This is a genomic window from Streptomyces ficellus (assembly GCF_009739905.1).
Lineage (GTDB): Bacteria > Actinomycetota > Actinomycetes > Streptomycetales > Streptomycetaceae > Streptomyces > Streptomyces ficellus_A.
On sequence record NZ_CP034279.1, the window covers coordinates 3,275,639 to 3,298,006 of the forward strand.

Here is a 22,368-nt window from a genome sequence, read left to right on the forward strand (position 1 = left end):
CGACCGGGCACAGCACCTCGGTCGGAAGGCGGCTTCATGCCGCATGCGCAGAAGGCGGGGACGCTGCAATCCCGCTGAAGGCCAGGGGACAGGGCTTCGGCCCGACTGGCGAGGTGGCCCGGTGACCGCGAGCAACGGCCGGAGGGTGGGGACATAGGTCCCCCTTGCAGTGCTTCATCCCCGTTGTTCGACACCAAGGAGGCTCCGATGCTCCGACGAAGACTTCAGGTGCCGCCGCCGCTGGACCGGCGAGGCGGCCGCGCCCACCGCGTCATCTGACCCCCGCAGTCGCATTGCTGCGGCCGGTTGCCTCCCCAACCCGTCCGGCACGCTGGCCGTACGGGCTGGGCTGAGGGGAGCCGGATTGTCCGACTTCAACGGCGTGCGCCCCCGGTGCTGGAACACCGGGGGCGCTGTTCGGGCCGTTTCACCTGCTAGGGAGACCACGACCCATGAACCACATCGTCACTGCTCAGGACGCTGTTACCGCGTTCGCCGACTTCATGGAGCCGACGGATGCGGAGCTGGAGGCGATCGAGCGGGAGATGCCCGTGATCCTGGCGGACGTCGACCTGCTGGACGCGTACATCGTCACCCTCGACCGCACGCCGACCGAGCTGGACGAGCGCCGCATCCGCCGGGCCCGCCGCCGCGCGCTGGCCGCCCGGGTCGCGATGGTCAACCGTGTGGCCGGCGCGAGCCTCCACGGGGGTGCCGCATGAGCACCACCGACCGCAACCTGATCGCCGCGCACGCCGAGGTGAAGGCGGAGATCGCGCGGACCGACACCAAGGCCGCGCTGCTGCTGGCGTTCGTCGGCGCGGTGCTCGGCGGTACCTGGTCGCTCGCCCGGGACCTGCCCCTGTACTGGCCCGCCATCGCCGCGGGCGGGCTCGGGGTGGGGCTGCTGGTGGCGGCGGCCGGTCTGCTGCTGCGCTCGACCCGCCCGAACCTCGGTGGCCGGCACGGCTTCCCCCTGTGGGCCACCCTCACCCCGGAGGAGATCCCCGCCGCCGTCGAGGGGGACCTGGCGGCCGACATCGCCGGACTGTCCCGGCTGGCGGTCGCCAAGTTCTCCTGCCTGCGCCAGGCGGTCGACCTCACCCTGACCGCCGGCGCCCTGCTCTTCTTCGCCGCCCTGCTCACCGCCGGGGGTGTGCGATGACCGGCGCCAAGCTCACCCGCGTACAGATCGGGGTTCTGACGGCGGCGTTCGTGCCGATGCTGGCCACGGGCGTGTTCGGCGGTATCGGCACGTATAGCAACATCGGTCACGCCTACGGCAAGGGCACCGCGCTCGGTGCGCTCGCCGCCGGTGAGGGCGCCACGGCCGTGCTCGCCCTGGTCCTGCTGGGGCTGACCATGCTGGGTCAGTCCTCCCCGCGCATCGTCCGGCTCGGGCTGTGGGCGCTGCCGGCCGCTGCCGCTGTCATGGGGGCGATGGCGGCACCTGACCCGGGCCGCACCGTGATCTACGCCCTGACCCCGATGGGTATGTCCGTCTCGGCGGAGGGCATGGCGTTTCTGGCCCGGCGGATCGTGGTGCACATCGATGGCCGCGACGCAGAGAACGAGCGCCGCACCGCCGATCTGGTGCAGGCCCTTGCCTATCACCGGGCCCGCGCCAGCCAGCACCCGACCAGTCGGGTGCGGAAGCGTTCGGATCGGGCGTCGTGGCGGCTGGCTCGCAAAGTCGGGGTCGGGGACGTGGCGCTCGGATCGAGGCTGCTGGACGTGCAGCGCGACCGCGTCACCGCCGGTGCGGACGCCGCCCTCGCCTCGATGTTCGGCGGCACCGCCCTCTCCCCCGCCCTCGACTCCAGCCTGGAGGCGAATGCGGATGAATCCACCAAGACCAGCAGGAAACGGTCTACGGCTGACCTGCCCGAATCGACCCCTGCCCACGTGGTCACCCTGACCCGGCTCAGGGTGCCCGATCCGGTCGCGGTCGATCTGGGCAAGTCGACTCCGCCTCTCAAGCCGCTTCCGCCTGTCGCTCCTGCTTCGGTGGCCTCGATCGAGCGGCGTGCGGTGGCGGCGGAGTCGACCCGGCCGCGCCGCGCCACCGGCCGCCTCCCGGCGGCGGCGAAGTCGAGTCGACCCAAGCGCACGCCGGATCAGTTGCTCGCCGAAGCGCGGGCGGCGACGGCGGACTGGCCGGACACGAAGGTGACCGGCGAAGGCATCCGCCGCGCGGTGCGCACGTCGCCGGCGAACGCCCGCTCTCTGCGGGACACGATCCTTGCCGAGCGGGCCCGCGTGATGGGGGTGGCGAAGTGACCACACCCACCGCGCGTGCGGTCAAGACGTTCAGCTTCGGTGGCGGGGTTCAGTCCATGGCCGCCCTGGTCCTCGCGGCTACGGGCGAACTGGACTTCCGCACCTTCCTCATGGCGAACGTCGGGGAGGACTCCGAGTACCCCGGCACCCTCGCCTACCTGCACCAATACGCCATCCCCTACGCCAAAGACCACGGCCTTGAGCTGGTCGTGTTGGACCGCATGATGAAGCGCTCCGGTGAGGTCCGCACCCTCTATCAGGACCTGACCCGGGAGGGATCACGGTCGCTGAAGATCCCGGTGCGGATGTCGAACGGAGCCCCTGGCACCCGCTCCTGCACGGCCCAGTTCAAAATCAAGGTCATCGCCGACGAACTCAAACGGCGCGGCGCTACAAAGGAGGCGCCGGCCACGGTCGGCATCGGGATCAGCCTGGACGAGATCCACCGCGCCAACAACCGGCGGTGCGAGCCGCACGAGCGCATCGAATACCCCCTGCTGGAACGCGGCATCCGCCGAATCGACTGCGCCCGCATCATCCGAAGCGCCGGTCTGCCGGTACCGCCGAAGTCCTCGTGCTGGTTCTGCCCCTTCCACCGGCCAGAGACCTGGCACGACATGCGCCGCGATGAACCCGAGCTGTTCGAGAAGGCGTGCCAGCTCGAAGAACTTCTCAACCGGCGCCGCGACGAACTCGGCAAGGACCACGTCTGGCTGACCCGGTTCAACCGGCCCCTGCGCAAGGCCATCCCGGACGGCGTGGACACGCTCCCGTTCGACGAGTGGGGCTCCGGCTGTGACTCCGGCTGGTGCATGACCTGACCCCCGCGCCCCTGCCCCCAAGGAGGCAGCAATGCCCAACCTCCCTGAACCCACAAAGGTGGTGCAGCTCCCGGACGGCACCTACGTCTACGCCGACCACCTGCCCACCATCCACCAGCCCGTACAGCCACAGATCGTCCACCAGCACATCCACCAGGCCCCGCCGGACCGCACCGTCCAGCGCATCGCGTTCGGCTCCGGGGTCGGCGCCGGCGCGGTGGCCGCCGGGGTGTACTTCGGCCCGCTGCTCGTCGGGGCCTTGACCGCGATCGCCGCGAACCTGGCGATCCTCGCCTTCCTGGCCGTCGCCCTGACCTGGGGCGTCGTCAGCGTCGTCCGGTCTGTGGGCGGTGCAGAGGGTGCAGCCGCCGCCAGGAGCGTGCGCCGGTCCCGTCGCCGCCGCTGATGGCTGCCTGTCCGCCCCGGGTCGCTCCGGGGCGGGTGGGGAGCCGGACAGACCGGCCCCGGAAAGGCACGCGTCATGGGCAAGCACGAGCCGGAACCCAAGCTCACCGCTTCCGAGAAGGCCAAGGTCACCTACTACGTGGCCCGGATGTGCAAGCGCAGCATCGCCGGCGAGGACGTGCACCAGGCCGACCTGAAGCGCAAGGTCGACCGCGTCATCGAGGGCGCCCGCAAGCGCGAAGCGAAGACCCGCAGCAAGTAACCCGACCCGAAGGGATCACCGTCATGAACAACATCTTCCGCACCAGGCACCGGATCACCCTCGACGGCATTTATGGCAACTACACCGGCTGGCGCTGCTCCTGTGGTGTCCGGGGCCGTGCGTACGGCGGCGCGTACGAGGCCAAGCGGCGCGGTGAGGAGCACGTGCGCAAGTACCGCGCCTGACTACGCCCCGGGGCGGCCGTCACCCGGCCAAGGAAGCCGGCCGCCCCGGGCCCATCCCCCGCCCAGCACCAAGGCCAGACAGGAGTACACCCAGCATGACCGACCCTTCCCGCCCCTCGCACCTGCACCCGGTGCCCGACGTCGACGACGACGCCCCGGCCACGCCGGTGCCGGTGGACAACCCGAACCTTCCCGAGCCGAAGGTGACCATCGAGAAGCGCAAGCCGGTGCTTGCCGGGTGGCTGACCAACCGGCGTGACTTCCTGGCCACCGCCCGTCACGCCGGCGCCAATCTCGGCTACGCCAGCCTGTATCACGGGGTGCGACTGCCGGTGTATGCCGGACGTCTGGCCTTGATGTCCCCGCGGGGCGCGTGCCGGTTCATCGCCTCCACCAACCGGTGGGTGTGGGACCGGGAAGCCGCCCCGCTGCGGGAGTTCGCCGTGCGCACGGAGGACGTTGAGGAGTACATGCGCCTTGCCCGGCTGCGGTCCGGTCGTATCCGGCTGCGCGGGCTGGTCACTCTGGTGGCGGCCGTGTTCGGTCTCGGGTTCGCCCTGTGGCTCTACGTCCTGGCCCCGGCCTACCTGTACGCGTTCGCCGCTGGTGGCGTGCTGCTGCTCGGGTTCGCCGGCCAGCAGCCCGACGCGCCGGTCGTCGGCCCCGCCGTGCTGAAGACCGAAGTGCAGAAGCTCACCGGGTCGATCGTGCTGCGCGGTCTGGACTCGATCGGCAACGCGAAGATCTCCGCCGCCATCAAGAAGGGCGGCGAGATGAACGGTCTGCGGTTCGTCTCCGAAATTGTCCGCGACGGGCCCGGCTACCGCGCCGACCTCGACCTCCCGTACGGGGTGACGCCGGAAGACATCATGGAGGCCCGCAAGCCCCTCGCCTCCGGTCTGCGCCGCAAGGTCGGCTGCGTGTGGCCCTCCCCCGACCCCAGCGAGCATGAGGGTCGGCTGATCCTGTGGGTGGGTGACAAGCCGATGAACGAGACCACCAAACCGGCCTGGCCGCTGCTGAAGTCGGGGCAGGTCGACCTGTTCAAGCCGGTCGTCTTCGGCAACGACCAGCGCATGCGCGACGTCGCGGTGACGCTGATGTTCGCGGCCGTCGTCGTCGGCTCCATCCCCCGCATGGGCAAGACCTTCCTCATGCGGCTGCTCCTGCTCATCGCCGCCCTGGACCCGCGTGCGGAGCTGCACGCGTTCGACTTCAAGGGCACCGGCGACTTCGGCGCCCTGGAGCCCGTCTGCCACCGCTACCGCGCCGGCGAGGACCCCGAGGACATCGCCTACGTCCTGGACGCCCTGCGGGAGCTGAAAGAGGAGCTGCGCCGGCGGGCGAAGGTGATCCGGGAGCTCCCGCGCACGCGCTGCCCGGAGTCCAAGGTCACGCCGGAACTGGCGAGTGACAAGAGCCTGGGGCTGCACCCGATCGTGGTCGGGCTGGATGAATGCCAGGTCGCCTTCGAGCACGATGAGCACGGAGATGAGATCGAGGCGATCTGCACCGACCTGGTCAAGCGGGGCCCCGCGCTCGGCATCGTCGCCATGTTCGGCACCCAGCGCCCCGACGCCAAGTCCCTGCCCACCGGGATCAGCGCGAACGCGGTGCTGCGGTTCTGCCTGAAGGTCATGGGCCAGCCGGCCAACGACATGGTGCTGGGCACGTCGATGTACAAGGCCGGATACCGGGCCACCATGTTCTCCCGCTCCGACCGGGGCATCTGCTGGATGGCCGGCGAAGGCGACGACCCCAGGATCGTGGCCTCCGCGTTCGTCGATGCGGTCGCCGCCGGCCAGGTCGTGGCCCGGGCGCGGAAGTTGCGCGAGGAGTACGGCAACGTCACCGGTCACGCCATCGGCAAGGGCCCGGAGAAGACCAGCATCACGGACATCCTCGCCGACGTCCTGGAGGTCATCCCCGCCAGTGAGAAGGCCGTGTGGTGCGAGCGCATCGCCGCCCGTCTCGCCGCGCTGCGGCCGGAGACGTACGGCGGGTGGAAGGGCGAGAACGTCACCGCCGCACTCAAGCCCTGGGGCATCAAGCCCGGACAGGTCTGGGGCCAGACCGACACCGGTGAGGGCAAGAACCGGCGCGGCATCGAGCGCGCCGCGATCACCGCTGCCATCACACGGCGTGACGCCGACCGGGCCGCTGCCTGACCCGAGCAGCGCTGCTAGACCTAGCACCCACCGCTGCTAGGTCTAGCAGCCCCACTAGCAACCCAAAGGGCCGCTGATCAGCGCACTAGCGTCTAGCGGCCCACCTGGGACAACCCCCGAAACCCGCCTTCAAGGGGAGGTCACTCCGTCATGCTCACCGCTAGCGTCCTCATCCTGGCCACGATCGCCGGTTACGCACTGTTGTGCACGGTCAAGCCGTTCGGGCCCTGCCGCACGTGCCGGGGCACCGGCATCCGAGAGGTTTGCAAGGGCATCAAGACCTGCCGCCGCTGCCACGGCCAGCGCTACCGGCTGCGTGTTGGCCGCCGGCTGCTCAACACCAGCCGCGACATCCACGCCGCCGGCACCCGCCCCCACCGCCCGAACACCCGTCCCTGGTCCTGACCCGGAAGGGAGATCACGTCATGGCCGTGACCGTCTCGCTCGTCGCCCTCTTCGGACTCGTCCTGTTCTTCCTGCTGCGCTCCCACAGCCTCACCGCCGGCAGCGCCTTCACCGCCGCCGGGTTCGGCTTCTTCCTCGCCTCCACCGGCGCCGCCGAACCCATCAACCGACTCGTCACCGCACTGGTCGACGCCATCCCGGCCCTGTAGCCGGGATGGCGGCGCGGGGCCACGCGTTACGGCTGGCTGCTGAGGAGCGGCCAGCCGGCAAAGCCCTCATCGGCCTGGTAGACCAGCTCCACGTTCACCTCGCCGAGAAGGTCCTTCACGTCCGCGGTCGGCTCGCTGGGCAACAGGACCGCGACGCGCAGGGCCTTGCTGTTCGGGATGTGCCGGCGGTAGTCGGCCAACTGGCCGATCGCCATGCGGACGTTGGCCCGAGTCGTCAGCCCCTTCGCCTCGTACAGGACGTGATCGGTCGCGTCGTACAGGTCCGGGGTCAGCGCCCCAGGCTCTCCCTTGATGGTGATCTGGAAGCTGTGCGTCTCATGCCCGGCCGCGGCCAGGTGCGCGGCGAACGCCTTCACCAGCTCACCCTCGCGGCGCAGCACCTTCCGCTGTCCCGCGGGGATGTCTGCGACCGTCTCCGCGGTGCTGTGCTGCTCCGTCTTCTTGGCCTTCGCACCGCTCTGCTTCGGCAGGACGACCGGTGCCGGCACGTCGTTCACAGGGTCGGTGACCTCGATCGCCGTCTGCGTGGCGGCCGGCACCTTGTCCCCTTCCGTCCACGCCGGCGTCGTGCCCTCAGCCGGCCGGAAACGGAAGACGAGCACGCTGCGCATCACGCCGTTCTGGCCAGGCGCGCGCCGCACCTCATACGGCTTGATCGGGTCCACCACCATCTGGCCGATGTAGCGCTGCTGCATCGCCCCGCCGCCCGGAACCCTGCCGTGCGCGACGAACAGATGCAGCTCCCGCTGCTTCTCCACGTGGCTCAGGATCGAACCGTTACGGCCCGACGGCTTCTGGTCCCCGTTCGCCCCGGCACCGGTGTACAGGTACAACGGCCCGAACTCATCGTCCTCGGCGCGGCCGTCGAAGGTGTAGCCGTACTCCTCGCCCGCTGACGGGTCGGAGTACACGAACACCTTGCCGGCATCGTCCGCGGGTTCGATGCCCTGGAACGTCCCACAGCCGTAGGCCGCCGCGATCGCTTCGCGCGTCGTGATCAGGCCCGGCACAAGATCAACGGTCGTCGTCATGCCGCGACCTTAACCGCCCCCACTGACACCCGCCCCGGAGATTTCCGCGGCAGGGCAGAGGGCGGCCCGCGTCTCGCCAAAGCCTCGGGCCGCCCTCATATCCAGCATCCGATCAGAGAACTGGAGACCTCCAGCATGACTCAACGTGCCCTCATCCGGCGAGACCACCTGTCGGTGGCGCTCGAACTGGCTGCGTCCGGAGTGCCGGTCCTGCCGCTGCGAGCCGGCAAGGTCCCATTCGGCAACTGCCGCGTCTGTGCCAAGGGTGCCTGCGGCGGCCGGCCGAACATGAAGAACTCCGGACCGTGTAAGTGCCCCGGGCCTTGCCACGGCTGGGCCGCCGCCACCACCGACCCGCACATCCTGACCTCCGGGCCCTGGCGCCGCGCTTGGCTGCGAGCCGAGGCGGTCGCCTACCACCCGGGCGGGGCCGGTCTGACGGTTGTAGACCTGGACAACGCCGACGCGATCGCCTGGGCGCGCGAGGCCCTGCCCGCCACGCAGACCGTGCCGTCCACGCGCGGCGAGCACTGGCTCTACCTCGGTGCTATGCAGTCAGTTAACGGGGTACGGCAGGGCGTGGACATCAAGTCCACCATGGCCTACGCCCGGTGGCTCGGATTTGGCACCGGCACCATGACCGACCTGCCGGACGCCGTCCGCGCACTGGCCGTGAAGAAGCCGTCCACGGCGCGGCCAGCGCCACATGTCCTCGCCATGACCGCACGGGCGGGCACCGGGAAGTGCCCTCACCGCACGCCCGTCTACCTGGAGCGCGGTATCGCCATGGCGGAACAGCGCATCACCGAGGCGTCCAGCGCCGTGCACGCGACCGTGTACCGGACGTTCCTCGCGGTGCTGACCACGCATGGCCGGTGCGGCTGCCTGACTGACACCCACGTCGGCAGGCTGTTCACCGCCGCGCAGGCCAAGGGCGAGAGCTGGCGGCACTGCACCGACGCGTGGGCCAACGCCCGCACCGCTCTGGGGATGTGATCCATGTCTGAGGACGAGAAGACCCCGGCGCGCGAGGTCATCACCGACTACGCGCAAGCGCACTTCCGGTACTTCCGCACCGCCGACGGGACCGTGTACGCGCAGAGGAACGGCCATCCCGTGGCCCGGCCGATCCGGTCGCAGGGCACCACGGGCAGCCACCGGCAGGAACTCATGGTCGGCCTGTTTCGCGACGGCGTGGGCGTGTTCAACGGCACTGCCCTCAAGGAGGCCCTGGACCTGATCGAGGCGCTGGCGCTGACCGAGGACACCCAGCCGGTCCACATCCGCGTGGCGCCCGGGTTCGACGGCGCCACGTGGCTGGACCTGGGTCGCAACGACGGGCGGTCGGTCCGTATCCACCCCACCGGATGGGACGTCACGGTCCCGGACCCGCGTGAGGTGTGCTGGCGGCGCACCCAGCTCACCGGGGAGTTGCCCTTGCCGGCCAAGGACACCGACGGCAAGGGCATCGACCTCCTGCTGAGGCTGACCAACTTCGCCAACGCGGAGACCGAGTGTTTGGCCATCGCCTGGCTCATCGGCTGCCTCGGACCGTCCGTCCCCGTCCCGGCACCATTCCTCACCGGCCCCCAGGGCGCGGGGAAGTCCACCGCCGGGCGGATGCTCGTTCGGATCATCGAGGGCATGAGCGGTGACCTGCGCCGGGCCCCGAAGGATGAGGAGAACTTGACGGCGGCCGTCGCCGCCGGGTGGGTCACCGCCCTGGACAACCTCTCCCACATGCCCCCGGACCTGTCCGACGCCATGTGCTGCATCGTGACCGGCGCCGAGAACGTCAAGCGCGCCCTGTTCACCGACGGCGACGTCTTCCGCGCCCGCTACCGCCGCCCCATGCTGCTGACTGGCATCGACGTCGGCGTCATCCGCCCCGATCTCGCCGAACGCCTCCTACCGCTACGCCTGGAGCGTCCCCGCGTGCGGCGCACGGAGGCGGAGCTGTGGGCGGAGTACGAGGAGGTGTTGCCCGTCATCCTCGGCTCGCTCCTGGACCTGGCCGTGAAGGTGCGGGCCGCCGAGGCGGACATCCCGACCGATCTGCGGATGGCCGACTTCGCGCACCTGTGCGCGCAGCTCGATGAAGCGACCGGATTCGGCTCGCTGAACGCCTACCGGGCCAGCCTGGACGACCTCAACGACGACGTCATTGAAGGCGACCTGCTGGCCCAGACCGTGCTCAAGCACGCCGCCGGCATGACGCCGGGCACGGAAGTCCAGATGACGTCCTCGGAGTGGCTACATGCCCTCACCGGCCTTTACAGCGGCGAGGAGTGCCGTCCCCTACCCAAAGGCTGGCCCACCACCGGAAAAGTCCTCTCCGACCGCCTCAAGCGCCTCCAGCCCACCCTCGCCGCCCGGGGCGTCCTCATCGACTGGGGCCGCACCGGCTCCGCCCGCTACATCGAGATGACCCGCCCCGCACCTCCGGCACACGAGCAGGCGGCGCTGCACTGACCTGCCGCGCCATCGGCGCGGACAAGCAAGAAGAGCACCAGGCGCCGCGCTGGCGTGCTCTTCTTGCGGTTCGGCGGCTCGCCGCCGCGCGATGGTCGCGCCGCGAAGCGGCTCCGCATTCGCGCTCTGAGCCGAGCCGCACCACTACAGACACCCTCCCTTTGTCCTAAGGGAAAAGGCGCTGCGTCACCTGCGTCACCTCGGGGCGCACAACGGCCCCTGGCCTGCCACAACAGGAGTGACGCAGACAGCGGCGGCTGCGTCATTCCGCGTCACCTGCGTCATCGGTGACGCGGGCACTGCGTCACCGATGACGCACACCACGACCCGGCGCGTCACGAGAAATCGCAGGTCAGACGCATGACGTGACGCAGATGACGCAGTGACGCAGAAATACGCACCTCGGACAGGCGCCAGCCCTGACAAGTGCCCAAGACCCTAGGAGACACCCGGATGAGCACCGCGATTGCCGCTCCCGTCGATCGACTCCTGTACAAGCCCGAAGAGGCTGCCGAGGCGCTCGCCGTCAGCCGTTCGACTGTCTACGAGCTGATGGCCGAAGGAACCCTGAAGTACATCAAGTTGGGCCGCACTCGCCGAATCCGGCGTGCCGACCTCGAAGCGTACGTGGCCAACCTCGCCCCGCTGCCCAACTGACCCCAGCACGTCACCGAGGCGCCCCGAGCATCCTGCTCGGGGCGCCTCCCGCATGGAGGAGCACATGAGTCCCCGAAAGCCCAACATGGAGTCGTCCATCTACTTCGGTGCCGATGGCTGGTGGCACGGCCGCGTGACGATGGGCGTCAAAAGTGACGGTGGGCCCGACCGACGCCACCGCCGGGCCCGGACCGAGGCCGAGATCAAGCGCAAGGTGAAGGAGCTGGAACGCCAACGCGACCAGGGGCGCGCGCCCGCCGCCGGCCGTAAGCCGACCGTCACGGCGTGGATGGAGACCTACCTCACGGATATCGCGAGCCTGAAGCTCAAGCCGCGCTCTCTCGACGACTACTGGTCCAAGACCCGCAACGACATCATCCCCGGCGTCGGCAAGCACCGCATCGACAAGTTGCAGCCCGAGCACTTGGAGCGGATTTACCGGGCCATGCTCGACGCCGGGCACGCTCCCTCGCACGTCGTGAAGGTGCACCGCATCCTGTCCCGTGCTTTGAAGATCGCCCACCGCCGCCGCATTGTCGGCGAGAACGTCGCCACGCTCGTGGACCCGCCAAGCATTGACGAGACCGAGGCCAACCCCTTCACCAAGGAGGAGGCGAAAGCGTTCCTCGAAGCCGCGGCGAAGCGGCCCACCTTCATGCGGTGGGTCGTCGGAGTCGGCATGGGCTTCCGACAGGGCGAGACTCTCGGGCTGCGCTGGTCCTACGTCGATCTGCAAGCAGAGCTATTCCGCCCAGAGTGGCAACTTCAGCGCCTCACGTGGCGGCACGGGTGTGACGACCCACATGCCTGTGGGGGGCGGCTGCACCGCTTCGAGCCGTGCCCGCCGGACTGCACCTCGCACAAGGGCTACAAGCGTGGTTGCCCGAAGCCGTGCGCCAAGACGTGCACCAAACACGCGAGCACCTGCCCGGAGCGCAAGGAAGGCGGGCTCACCTTCACCCGGCCCAAGACCAAGAAGAGCCGGAACGCCGTGCCGATCCCGCCCGTGTTCGTTCCCTTCCTGCTCGACCACAAGGCCCGGCAAGAAACGGCACGGGAAGCTGCCGGGGAACTGTGGCAGGAGCACGACGTCGTCTTCTCCCGTCCGGACGGCCGGCCACTGGATCCGCGCGCCGACTACGAGGAGTTCAAGGAACTGCTCAAGGAGGCCGGGATCGATGACCGCCGCCTGTACGACGGGAGCCGCCACACCGCCGGCACGATTCTGAACGAGCTGGGCGTCGACATGCCCACGATCATGGAGATCCTGAGGCACACGCAGATCAGCCAGACCCGGCGGTACGTCAAGGGCCGGTCCCACCTGTCCAAGGACGCCATGCGGAGGATGGGCGAGTTCTTCGTATCGCCGCCGGCGCCTCCGTCAGCCCCGAATCCGGGCCCCACTGAGACCAGAAGTGAGACCACCGACACCCGTGCGGCACGCTCCCTGCGCCGTCGCCGCATCCGCTGAACGAAAAAGCCCAGCTCAGATCGACTCTGAGCTGGGCTTCATCTGAGCCGCCTTCGGGATTCGAACCCGAGACCTACGCATTACGAGTGCGTTGCTCTGGCCATCTGAGCTAAGGCGGCATGCCGCGCGCTCCCCGGGGGGTGCAGCAGCGGGGACAAGTCTACACAGGTCCAGGGGGTGCCTCGTACACGCGTCAGCGGCAGCGCTTGCCGGCCGGAGGGACCGTGCCGTCGAGGAGGTAGGTGTTGATCGCGGTGTCGACGCAGTCGCTGCCGCGGCCGTAGGCGGTGTGCCCGTCGCCATCGTAGGTGAGGAGGGTGCCGGAGGAGAGCTGGGCGGCGAGGGCCTTGGCCCACTTGTAGGGGGTGGCCGGGTCGCGGGTGGTGCCGACGACGACGATGGGCGCGGCACCACGGGCCTCGATGCGGTGGGCGGAGCCGGTGGCCTCGGTCGGCCAGTAGGCGCAGTTCAGGGAGGCCCAGGCGAGGCCCTCGCCGAAGACGGGGGACGCCTTCTCGAAGGAGGGGACGGCGGCCGCGGCCTGGGCGGGGCCGGTGAAGGCGGGGGGCTGGTCGAGGCAGTTCACGGCTGCGTTGGCGTACATCAGGTTGGAGTACGTGCCGTCCGTCTCGCGCTCGTAGTAGCTGTCGGCCAGGGCCAGCAGTGCGGAGCCCTCGCCGCCCATCGCCCGGGTGAGGGCCTCGCGCAGCTGCGGCCAGGCCGACTCGTCGTACATGGCGGCGATCACGCCCGTGGTGGCCAGCGCCTCGCCGAGTTGGCGGCTCTCGCCGGTCGGGACGGGTGCGGCGTCCAGCTCCGCGAAGAAGGCCTTGAGACGGTCGGCCGCGGCGGCCGGCGACCCGGTGCCCAGCGGGCAGTCGGAGCGCTTGACGCAGTCGGCGGCGAAGGACTGGAACGCCGTCTCGAAGCCCGCCGTCTGGTCGCGGTTGAGCTCGGCGGTCGGCAGGGACGGGTCCATCGCCCCGTCCAGGACGAGCCGGCCGGTGCGGGACGGGAACAGCTCGGCGTACGTCGCGCCCAGAAAGGTGCCGTACGAGGCGCCGACGTAGTTCAGCCGCTTGTCGCCCAGCACCGCGCGCAGGATGTCCATGTCCCGGGCGGACTCCACGGTCGACACATGGGGCAGGATCCGGCCCGAGCGCTTCTGGCAGCCGGCGGCGAAGTCCTTGAACGAGGCGGCCAGGCGGTCCTTCTCGCCGCTGTCGTCGGGCGTCTGGTCGACCTGCGTGTACACGTCCATCTGCGGGCCGTCCAGGCACCGGACCGGCTCGCTGCGGGCCACGCCCCGCGGATCGACCGCCACCATGTCGTAGCGGGCGCGGACCGGCGCCGGGTAGCCGATGCCCGCGTACCCCTGGAGGTAGCCGACCGCCGAGCCGCCCGGCCCGCCCGGGTTCACGAGCAGCGAGCCGAGGCGCTTGCCCGGACCGGTGGCCTTCACCCGGGACACCGCGAGCTTGATCTGCTCGCCGTCCGGGTCGGCGTAGTCGAGCGGGGCCTTCATCGTGGCGCACTCGAAGCCCGCGACGCCGCACGCGCGCCACGTCAGCCGCTGGTCGTAGAACGCCTTGAGCTGCTCGGGCGAGGCGATCGAGGCGGAGGCGGGCGCGGAGGCGGCGGGCGTGCTGCCGCTGTCCGAGCAGCCGGCCAGGAGCAGACCGAAGACCGAGAGGGAGACGGCGGACGTACGGATCAGACGAGACGTACGGAACAGGCGACGGGAGTCCATGACCGGAGCGTAGTCGCACGAGCACGCCTTGTGGTCGTGGCTAGTCGGGGCTACTCGTATGGGGTACGCCACGCGTCACCCCGTGCGTCGTCACCCCGTGCGTCACCCCGCGCGCAGCGCCATGGTCATCGCCTCGACGGCGAGCAGCGGTGCCACATTGCGGTCCATGGCCTCGCGGCAGGCCAGCACCGCCTCGATGCGCCGCAGCGTCCGCTCGGGAGTCGAGTCGCGGGCCGTCCGCTCCAGCGCGTCGCGCACGTCGACGTTGGCCAGGGCCGTGGCCGAGCCGAGCTGGAGGGCCAGGACGTCGCGGTAGAAGCTGGTCAGCTCACCGAGGGCCAGATCCAGGCTGTCGCGCTGGGTCCGGGTCCTGCGGCGCTTCTGCTTGTCCTCCAGCTCCTTCATGGCACCGGCCGTGCCGCGCGGCATCCGGCCGCCGGGTGCGCCGCCGAGCGCCGCCTTCAGCTCCTCGGTCTCCTTGACGTCGGTGCCCTCCGCCACCTCCTTGGCGTCCTCGGACGCCGCGTCGATCAGCTCCTGCGCCGCCTTCAGGCAGCCGCCGACGTCCTCGACCCGCAGGGGCAGCTTCAGGACGGTGGCCCGCCGGGCGCGGGCCCGCTCGTCGGTGGCGAGGCGACGGGCGTGGTCGATGTGGCCCTGGGTCGCGCGGGCGGCCGCGTGGGCCACCTCCGGTTCGATGCCGTCGCGCCGGATCAGCACGTCGGCGACGGCCTCGACCGGCGGGGTGCGCAGCGTGAGGTGGCGGCAGCGGGAGCGGATGGTGGGCAGGACGTCCTCGATGGACGGCGCGCACAGCAGCCACACCGTGCGCGGGGCGGGCTCCTCCACCGCCTTCAGGACGGCGTTGGCCGACTTCTCGTTCAGCCGCTCGGCGTCCTCGACGAGGATCACCTGCCAGCGGCCGTTGGCGGGTGACGTGAACGACTTGCGGACCGTGTCGCGCATGTCGTCGACCAGGATCTGGGTGCCCACGGCGGCGACCGTCGACACGTCGGCATGGGTGCCGACCAGTGCCGTGTGGCAGCCGTCGCAGAACCCGCAGCCCGGCTCCCCGCCGAGCGCGCGGTCCGGGCTGACGCACTGGAGCGCGGCGGCGAACGCCCGGGCCGCGGTGGTCCGCCCGGAGCCGGGCGGGCCGGTGAACAGCCAGGCGTGCGTCATCTTCGACGCGTCGGGCGGCGCGGTGCCGGACGCGTCGGCGGTGACGAGCGCGTCGGCGTCCCGGGCGGCGGCCCGCAGCTGTTCCTGCACCCGCTCCTGGCCGACCAGGTCGTCCCACACGGGCATGGGTCACCGCCTTCCTGCGTACGTCCCGATCCCGGGTCCGGCCGGGAACGGTCCCGGGCCCCGTCCCGGGTCCCGTCCCGAGTCGCTTCCATTGTGGGGCAGGGGTCTGACAGCGAACGCCGGTTCCGGTGCCGGTGCCCGCCGGCCGGGGTCAGTGCCCGGTCGCCTCAGGTGCGGCGGCCGCCTCGCCCGCGTCCGCGGCCGTCCTCCTCGTCGTGCGGGCCGAGCAGCTCGTCGGCGAGGGTCGGGAGGTCGTCCAGCGGAGTCTCCTCCGCCCAGTCCGAGCGGCGCCGCGGTGTGCCCTGCTCGTCGACCTGCGGAAGCTCGCGGGTCCGCTCGGCGCCGCCCGGCCGGTCGGGCTCCTCGTCACGGAAGAACCCGGGCGGTACGCGGCCGGCGGTTCCCGCGTCCCGTACGGGCGGGAGGACGGCCGTCTCGTCGGCGGCACCCTGGTGCGGGTCCTGCTGCCGGACGGGCGGAAGGACCGCCGTCTCGTCGATGGCGGAGGCACCCGCACCCGTACCCGTGTCCGCACCGGTGCCGGTGTCGCGTACCGGGCGCAGCAGGGTCGTCTCGTCGTCGGCGGGGGCGGGCCGTGGGGGCCGGCCGGCCGGGTCGGCGTCCCGGACGGGCGGGAGGAGGGTCGTCTCCTCGTCGTCCTTGCGCATGTTGACGCGCGGAGCGGGGACCTCCTGGGTCTCCTGGTCCGGGTTCACGAGCGGGTCCACCACCGGCGTGGGCACCGTCGTCTCCGTACCGGACACGGTCTCCGTGGCGGACGCGGCCACCGACGCGGCCGCCGAAGCCGCGGCCGCAGCCTCCGCGAGCCGCCGTGCCTCCTCGGCGCGCAGCAGGGCCTCCTCGGCCTTGCGCTGCTTCTCGAGCCGCCGCGCCTCGGCCTCGGCCCGCAGCCGCTCCTGCTCCTCCTTCAGCTGGCGCAGCCGCTCCTGCTCCTCGCGGCGCGTCTTCTCCTCGGCCTCGCGCCGCCGGCGCTCCTCCTCGGCGAGCCGGCGCGCCTCCTCGGCACGCCGCCTGGCCTCCTCGGCCTGCCGCTCGGCCTCGCGCTGCCGCGCCTCCTCCTCCTCGCGGCGCTTGCGCTCCTCCTCCTCGGCACGGAGCTTGGCGAGCTGCTCCTGGCGCTCACGCTCCAGGCGCTCCTCCTCGGCCTTGCGCGCCGCCGCCTCCTCGGCCTTGCGCCGCGCCTCCTCCTCGGCCGCCTTGCGCGCCGCCTCCATGGCCTTCACCTCGGCCTCGGAGAGCGGCAGCATCTGGTCGAGCCGGTGCCGTACGACGGTGGTGACCGACTCCGGCTCCTGGCCGGCGTCCACCACCAGGTACCGGCCCGGGTCGGCCGCCGCGAGGGCGAGGAACCCGGCCCGTACGCGCCGGTGGAACTCCGCCGGCTCCGACTCCAGCCGGTCCGGCGCCTCCGTGAACCGCTCCCGCGCGGTCTCCGGCGAGACGTCCAGCAGGACGGTGAGGTGCGGTACGAGACCGCTGGTCGCCCAGCGCGAGATGCGGGCGATCTCGGTCGGGGACAGGTCGCGGCCCGCGCCCTGGTAGGCCACGGACGAGTCGATGTACCGGTCGGAGATCACGATCGCGCCGCGCTCCAGGGCGGGACGGACCAGCGAGTCGACGTGCTCGGCGCGGTCGGCGGCGTACAGCAGCGCCTCCGCGCGGTTGGACAGCCCGGCGCTGGACACGTCGAGGAGGATCGAGCGCAGCCGCTTGCCGATCGGGGTCGCACCGGGCTCGCGCGTGACGACGACCTCGTGGCCCTTGGCGCGGATCCAGTCGGCCAGCGCCTCCACCTGCGTGGACTTGCCGGCGCCGTCACCGCCCTCCAGGGCGATGAAGAAACCACTCTTCGACGGCGCCTGCTCCGGGTCGCCACCGCGCAGCGCGTCCCGCAGGTCGCGGCGCAGCGGGACGCCGGAGCGGTCGTCGGTCTTGGCCAGCACCAGCGCCGCGACGGGCAGCAGCAGGGCACCGACCAGCATCAGGGTGAAGGCCGCGCCGCCGTGGGCGAAGACGAAGTCGCCGTTGGCCAGCCGGTGCGGGCCGATGGCGGCGGCGAGCAGCGGGGCGGCGAGCGCGCCGAGCGCGATCGTGACGCGCACGACGGCCTGGAGGTGCTCGGTCAGCCGCGGCCGCCGGTACTCCTCCGTCTCCTGGTCGAGCAGGACGTGCCCGGTGTTGGCGGCGACACCGGCCGAGAAGCCGGCGCCGAGCGCGATGAACAGCACGGTCGCCGTGTCGGGCACCAGGCCCAGGGCCAGCAGCGCGACACCGGTGACGGTGATCGCCAGCGCCAGTAGGCGGCGCCGGGACAGGGCGGGCAGTACGGACCGGGCGCCTCGGATGCCGAGGGCCGTACCGCCGATCAGCGCCAGCACGAGCAGCGCGAACGTCACGGGGCCGCCGCCCAGGTCGCGCGCGTGCAGCACGGCGACCGCAGTGGCGGAGGCGATGGCGCCGGCCACGGCCGTGCAGGCGAGCACCAGCAGCGGTATCGCTCCCGTACGTCCCTTGTCGACGCCGTTCCCGGTGGACGGGCGGCGCAGCCCCTCCAGCGGGGAGCGGGGGCGCGGGGTCTGCGCGTCGGGCAGCTCCAGGAAGTACAGGACGGAGACGGACGCGGCGAACAGGCCGGCCGCCACGTACGAACCCAGGGCCGCCTGGTGGCCGGAGAACCAGTCGACGCCCGTCGCCAGCACGTTGCCGACGAGCGTGGCGATCAGGAGCGCGGCCGCGGCGCCGGGGACGGCGGCGAAGCCGGTACGCAGCGACAGCCGCCGCAGCGCGTCCATCTGGTCCGGCAGGGGCCGTACGGCGGCGCCCTCCGGGGGCTGGGCGGGCAGCAGCGCGGGGGCGGCGGCCTCCTTGGCGACGGTCCAGAAGCGTTCGGCCACCCCGGCCAGGAAGACGGTGCCCAGGAGGAACCCGAGGGCCTTGTCCGGGGTCCAGTCGATCCACAGCGGGGCGATGACCAGCAGCGCCACCCGTACGCCGTCGGCACCGACCATGGTCCAGCGCCGGTCCAGGGGGCCCTTGGGGCCGGTGAGCGTCGTCAGCGGGCCGAGCAGGACGGCGCCGAAGAGGAGCGTGGACAGGATGCGCACCCCGAAGACCGCCGCGACCGCGAAGGCCGCTCCCCGGTACCCGCCGCCGAAGGCTCCCTCCACGACCGCCGCCTGAAGGGCCAGCAGCACCAGGACGAGCAGGGCGAGGGCGTCGCCGATCCCGCCGACGAGCTGCGCGCTCCACAACCGCCTCAGGGGCGGGGTGCGCAACAGGGCCCGGACGGCGCGCTCGCGGGAGTCCGCGGCAAGTGCGGCGTCGGAGTCTGAGGTGGGGCTCAAGACCGTTGGCTGCTCGGCTCGCGTCATCCCCTCAGCCTATCCGGACGGAATGACACCCAGTCGTCCCCGCCCGAACAAACGGCTGGCAGGGCCCGGGGGGCCGGTCCGGGACGGACGGCCCCAGGCGCCGCCCGCGACAGCGGGGGCCGGGCAGCGGCGGCCCGGGACCGGCGTCCGGTACTCGGTGCCGGGACTGGTCCGGCACCCGGTGCCGGCCACCGACAACGGGGGTGCGGGACCGGCACCCGGAGAGCGGTGAGCCCCCGGCGGGGCGCGGTGCGCCGTACCGGGGGCCGTGGGCCTGGAGCCGGGCCCGGGTGACCAGAAGCCGTGCACCTGGCAATGGGGCCGGGTCCGGGCTGGCCAGGGGCCGGATCCGGGCTGACCGGCACCCGTGGCCGGGGGAGCCGGCCCTCAGGGCCCGGGCCGGAGCCGTCCCCGGCCCGGGAGAGCCCGGGCCGGGAGAGCCCGGGCCGGGGACGCACGCTCAGTCGTCCGACGTGGTCCTGGACGCCGTGGTCTTCTTCGCGGTCGTCTTCTTCGCCGCCGCCGACTTGGCCGTCGTCGTCTTCTTCGCGGCCGTCTTCGTCGCCGCCGCCGACTTGGCCGTCGTCGTCTTCTTCGCGGCCGTCTTCTTCGCCGCCGTCTTCTTCGCGGTGGTCTTCTTGGCCGGCGCCTTCTTGGCCGCCGTCTTCTTGGCGGTCTTCTTCGCCGGGCCCTTGGCCCGCTTCTCCGCCAGCAGCTCGTACCCGCGCTCCGGCGTGATCTCCTCCACGCTGTCGCCGGTCCGCAGCGTGGCGTTCGTCTCGCCGTCCGTGACGTACGGCCCGAAGCGGCCGTCCTTCACGACCACCGGGCGCTCGCTGACCGGGTCGGTGCCCAGCTCCTTCAGCGGCGGCTTGGCGGCCGCGCGGCCACGCTGCTTCGGCTGGGCGTAGATCGCCAGGGCCTCCTCCAGCGTGATGTTGAAGAGCTGCTCCTCGTTCTCCAGCGACCGCGAGTCCGTGCCCTTCTTCAGGTACGGGCCGTAGCGGCCGTTCTGGGCGGTGATCTCGACGCCCTCCGCGTCGGTGCCCACCACACGCGGCAGCGACATCAGGCGCAGCGCGTCCTCGAGGGTGACCGTGTCGAGGGTCATCGACTTGAAGAGGGAGGCCGTGCGCGGCTTGACCGCGTTCTTGCCGGTCTTCGGGGTGCCTTCGGGGAGGACCTCCGTGACGTAGGGGCCGTAGCGGCCGTCCTTGGCGACGATCTGGTGACCGGTGGCCGGGTCCGTACCCAGCTCGAAGTCACCGCTGGGCTTGGCCAGCAGCTCCTCCGCCAGCTCGACCGACAGCTCGTCGGGCGCGAGGTCCTCCGGCACGTCGGCGCGCTGGTGGCCCTCCGCGTCCTTCTCACCGCGCTCGATGTACGGGCCGTAGCGGCCGACGCGCAGCACGATGCCGTTGCCGACGGGGAAGGAGGAGATCTCGCGGGCGTCGATCGCGCCCAGGTCGGTGACCAGTTCCTTCAGGCCGCCGAGGTGGTCGCCGTCGCCGTTGCCGGCCTCGGCGGCGCCTCCGGTCGCGCCGTCGCCCTCGCCGAAGTAGAAACGCTTCAGCCACGGCACGGCCTGCGCCTCGCCGCGCGCGATGCGGTCGAGGTCGTCCTCCATCTTCGCCGTGAAGTCGTAGTCGACGAGCCGGCCGAAGTGCTTCTCCAGCAGGTTGACGACGGCGAAGGAGAGGAAGGACGGGACGAGGGCCGTGCCCTTCTTGAAGACGTAGCCGCGGTCGAGGATCGTGCCGATGATCGACGCGTACGTCGACGGGCGGCCGATCTCGCGCTCTTCCAGCTCCTTGACCAGCGAGGCCTCGGTGTAGCGGGCCGGCGGCTTGGTGGCGTGGCCGTCCGCGGTGATCTCCTCGGCGGACAGCGCGTCGCCCTGCGCGACCTGCGGCAGCCGGCGCTCACGGTCGTCGAGCTCGGCGTTCGGGTCGTCGGCGCCCTCGACGTACGCCTTCATGAAGCCGTGGAAGGTGATGGTCTTGCCGGACGCGCTGAACTCGGCGTCGCGGCCGTCGCTCGCCCGGCCACCGATCTTGACGGTGACGGAGTTCCCGACGGCGTCCTTCATCTGGGAGGCGACGGTCCGCTTCCAGATCAGCTCGTACAGCTTGAACTGGTCACCGGTCAGGCCGGTCTCCGCCGGGGTGCGGAAACGGTCACCTGAGGGGCGGATCGCCTCGTGCGCCTCCTGCGCGTTCTTGACCTTGCCCGCGTAGACGCGCGGGGAGTCCGGGAGGTAGTCGGCCCCGTACAGCTGCGTGACCTGCGCCCGGGCGGCCGTGACCGCGGTGTCGGACAGGATGGTGGAGTCCGTACGCATGTAGGTGATGAAGCCGTTCTCGTACAGCTTCTGCGCGATCTGCATCGTCGCCTTGGCACCGAAGCCGAGCTTGCGGCTGGCTTCCTGCTGGAGGGTGGTGGTGCGGAAGGGCGCGTACGGGGAGCGGCGGTACGGCTTCGACTCGACGGAGCGGACGGCGAACGACGTGTCGGCGAGCGCGGCGGCGAGCGCGCGGGCATTGGCCTCGTCCAGGTGCAGCACCTGGCCGGAGGACGCCTTCAGCTGCCCGTCGGGGCCGAAGTCGCGGCCCTGTGCGACGCGGCGGCCGTCGACCGTGGCCAGGCGGGCGACGATGTTCGACGGGTCGGACGCGTCACCGGTGCGGCCGGTGGCGAACGTGCCGGTCAGGTCCCAGTACGAGGCGGAGCGGAACGCGATGCGCTCGCGCTCCCGCTCGACGACGAGGCGGGTGGCGACGGACTGCACGCGGCCCGCGGACAGGCGGGGCATGACCTTCTTCCACAGGACCGGCGAGACCTCGTAGCCGTAGAGGCGGTCGAGGATGCGGCGGGTCTCCTGGGCGTCGACCATGCGCTTGTTCAGCTCGCGCGGGTTGGCGACGGCGGCCTGGATCGCGTCCTTGGTGATCTCGTGGAAGACCATCCGGTGGACGGGGACCTTGGGCTTGAGGACCTCGAGCAGGTGCCAGGCGATCGCCTCGCCCTCGCGGTCCTCATCGGTGGCGAGGAAGAGTTCGTCCGACTCGGCCAGCTGCTCCTTGAGCTTCCTGACCTGGGCCTTCTTGTCGGCGTTGACGACGTAGATGGGCTGGAAGTCGTGTTCGACGTCCACCCCGAGGCGGCGCACCTCGCCGGTGTACTTCTCGGGCACCTCGGCGGCGCCGTTGGGGAGGTCGCGGATGTGCCCGACGCTCGCCTCGACGACGTATCCGGGGCCGAGGTAGCCCTTGATCGTCTTCGCCTTGGCAGGCGACTCGACGATGACGAGTCGGCGGCCGCCCTGTGCGGTCTCGCTGGTCGGGGACAACTTCGCTCTTCTCTCCGGTCGACGCTCGGTGGCGCGTGCCGCGCGGTGTGGTCGCACCGCGTGCACTCCTTGGGCACTGCGCGCACCGCCGTGACTGACGTGCCAGTCGGGATGCCGTGGCGTCGTGACTGCCACGGCTGTCACGACTGTCGTGACGGTGACGCTGTGCTCTTACGCTGCTG

19 protein-coding genes and 1 tRNA gene are annotated in these 22,368 nt (G+C 71.4%); 14 read left to right on the top strand and 6 right to left on the bottom strand.

Translation table 11 applies throughout. The annotated features are described in order from the left end of the window. The first annotated feature begins 452 nt into the window (after positions 1–452). The 10 genes from EIZ62_RS14410 to EIZ62_RS14455 all read left to right on the top strand — a co-directional run bounded on the left by EIZ62_RS14410 (position 453) and on the right by EIZ62_RS14455 (position 6,735). On the top strand, positions 453–722 hold the full coding sequence (locus tag EIZ62_RS14410; RefSeq protein WP_156693087.1) for a DUF6284 family protein: 270 nt from the start codon (positions 453–455) through the stop codon (positions 720–722). Further along, a complete protein-coding gene (locus tag EIZ62_RS14415) occupies positions 719–1,165 on the top strand; it encodes a Pycsar system effector family protein (protein WP_156693088.1) in 447 nt (148 codons plus the stop codon). Before EIZ62_RS14410 ends, EIZ62_RS14415 begins: the two co-directional genes overlap by 4 nt. Further along, positions 1,162–2,280, top strand: coding sequence for a conjugal transfer protein (locus EIZ62_RS14420; protein WP_156693089.1), 1,119 nt, complete (start codon positions 1,162–1,164; stop codon positions 2,278–2,280). Before EIZ62_RS14415 ends, EIZ62_RS14420 begins: the two co-directional genes overlap by 4 nt. After that, on the top strand, positions 2,277–3,101 hold the full coding sequence (locus tag EIZ62_RS14425; RefSeq protein WP_156693090.1) for a phosphoadenosine phosphosulfate reductase: 825 nt from the start codon (positions 2,277–2,279) through the stop codon (positions 3,099–3,101). The genes EIZ62_RS14420 and EIZ62_RS14425 overlap by 4 nt, the downstream gene beginning before the upstream one ends. A 31-nt stretch (positions 3,102–3,132) precedes the next feature. Then, positions 3,133–3,507, top strand: coding sequence for a DUF6251 family protein (locus EIZ62_RS14430; RefSeq protein ID WP_156693091.1), 375 nt, complete (start codon positions 3,133–3,135; stop codon positions 3,505–3,507). Positions 3,508–3,582: 75 nt separating this feature from the next. Continuing rightward, positions 3,583–3,768: a DUF6257 family protein gene (locus EIZ62_RS14435; RefSeq protein ID WP_156693092.1), complete on the top strand. Its 186-nt coding sequence runs from the start codon at positions 3,583–3,585 to the stop codon at positions 3,766–3,768. A 23-nt stretch (positions 3,769–3,791) separates the two neighbouring features. Then, positions 3,792–3,953 (top strand): hypothetical protein, encoded by a 162-nt coding sequence (locus EIZ62_RS14440; RefSeq protein ID WP_156693093.1) that lies wholly within the window; start codon positions 3,792–3,794, stop codon positions 3,951–3,953. A 95-nt stretch (positions 3,954–4,048) separates the two neighbouring features. Further along, positions 4,049–6,121, top strand: coding sequence for an FtsK/SpoIIIE domain-containing protein (locus EIZ62_RS14445; RefSeq protein ID WP_156693094.1), 2,073 nt, complete (start codon positions 4,049–4,051; stop codon positions 6,119–6,121). A 150-nt stretch (positions 6,122–6,271) separates the two neighbouring features. Then, the gene (locus tag EIZ62_RS14450; protein ID WP_156693095.1) at positions 6,272–6,526 is read left to right on the top strand and encodes a hypothetical protein; all 255 of its coding nucleotides are present in this window, start codon (positions 6,272–6,274) and stop codon (positions 6,524–6,526) included. A 20-nt stretch (positions 6,527–6,546) separates the two neighbouring features. Then, positions 6,547–6,735 carry a hypothetical protein gene (locus tag EIZ62_RS14455; protein ID WP_156693096.1) on the top strand — a complete coding sequence of 63 codons (189 nt, stop codon included), beginning with the start codon at positions 6,547–6,549 and terminating at the stop codon, positions 6,733–6,735. Positions 6,736–6,761: 26 nt separating this feature from the next. Here EIZ62_RS14455 and EIZ62_RS14460 read toward each other — a convergent pair whose 3' ends face one another. Further along, a complete protein-coding gene (locus EIZ62_RS14460; RefSeq protein WP_156693097.1) occupies positions 6,762–7,787 on the bottom strand; it encodes an SRA domain-containing endonuclease in 1,026 nt (341 codons plus the stop codon). A 135-nt stretch (positions 7,788–7,922) separates the two neighbouring features. On the opposite strand from EIZ62_RS14460, the gene EIZ62_RS14465 reads away from it, so the two are divergent. From EIZ62_RS14465 to EIZ62_RS14480, 4 genes are all read left to right on the top strand, one after another. Then, the gene (locus tag EIZ62_RS14465) at positions 7,923–8,783 is read left to right on the top strand and encodes a bifunctional DNA primase/polymerase (protein WP_156693098.1); all 861 of its coding nucleotides are present in this window, start codon (positions 7,923–7,925) and stop codon (positions 8,781–8,783) included. Positions 8,784–8,786: 3 nt separating this feature from the next. Further along, positions 8,787–10,259 (top strand): ATP-binding protein, encoded by a 1,473-nt coding sequence (locus tag EIZ62_RS14470; RefSeq protein WP_156693099.1) that lies wholly within the window; start codon positions 8,787–8,789, stop codon positions 10,257–10,259. A gap of 453 nt (positions 10,260–10,712) precedes the next feature. Further along, the gene (locus EIZ62_RS14475) at positions 10,713–10,916 is read left to right on the top strand and encodes a helix-turn-helix domain-containing protein (RefSeq protein ID WP_156693100.1); all 204 of its coding nucleotides are present in this window, start codon (positions 10,713–10,715) and stop codon (positions 10,914–10,916) included. 64 nt (positions 10,917–10,980) lie between these two features. After that, positions 10,981–12,387 (top strand): tyrosine-type recombinase/integrase, encoded by a 1,407-nt coding sequence (locus EIZ62_RS14480; RefSeq protein ID WP_156693101.1) that lies wholly within the window; start codon positions 10,981–10,983, stop codon positions 12,385–12,387. Between the two features lie 45 nt (positions 12,388–12,432). Here the strand turns inward: EIZ62_RS14480 and EIZ62_RS14485 are convergent. From EIZ62_RS14485 to topA, 5 genes are all read right to left on the bottom strand, one after another. Further along, positions 12,433–12,506 (bottom strand) — tRNA-Thr (locus EIZ62_RS14485). Positions 12,507–12,580: 74 nt separating this feature from the next. Further along, positions 12,581–14,137, bottom strand: coding sequence for an alpha/beta hydrolase (locus tag EIZ62_RS14490; protein ID WP_156693102.1), 1,557 nt, complete (start codon positions 14,135–14,137; stop codon positions 12,581–12,583). A 102-nt stretch (positions 14,138–14,239) separates the two neighbouring features. Beyond that, positions 14,240–15,445, bottom strand: coding sequence for a DNA polymerase III subunit delta' (locus EIZ62_RS14495; protein ID WP_156693103.1), 1,206 nt, complete (start codon positions 15,443–15,445; stop codon positions 14,240–14,242). A gap of 167 nt (positions 15,446–15,612) precedes the next feature. After that, positions 15,613–18,837 (bottom strand): dTMP kinase, encoded by a 3,225-nt coding sequence (gene tmk / locus EIZ62_RS14500; protein ID WP_156693104.1) that lies wholly within the window; start codon positions 18,835–18,837, stop codon positions 15,613–15,615. 460 nt (positions 18,838–19,297) lie between these two features. Then, positions 19,298–22,186 carry a type I DNA topoisomerase gene (gene topA / locus EIZ62_RS14505; protein WP_156693105.1) on the bottom strand — a complete coding sequence of 963 codons (2,889 nt, stop codon included), beginning with the start codon at positions 22,184–22,186 and terminating at the stop codon, positions 19,298–19,300. Positions 22,187–22,368: the final 182 nt, after the last annotated feature.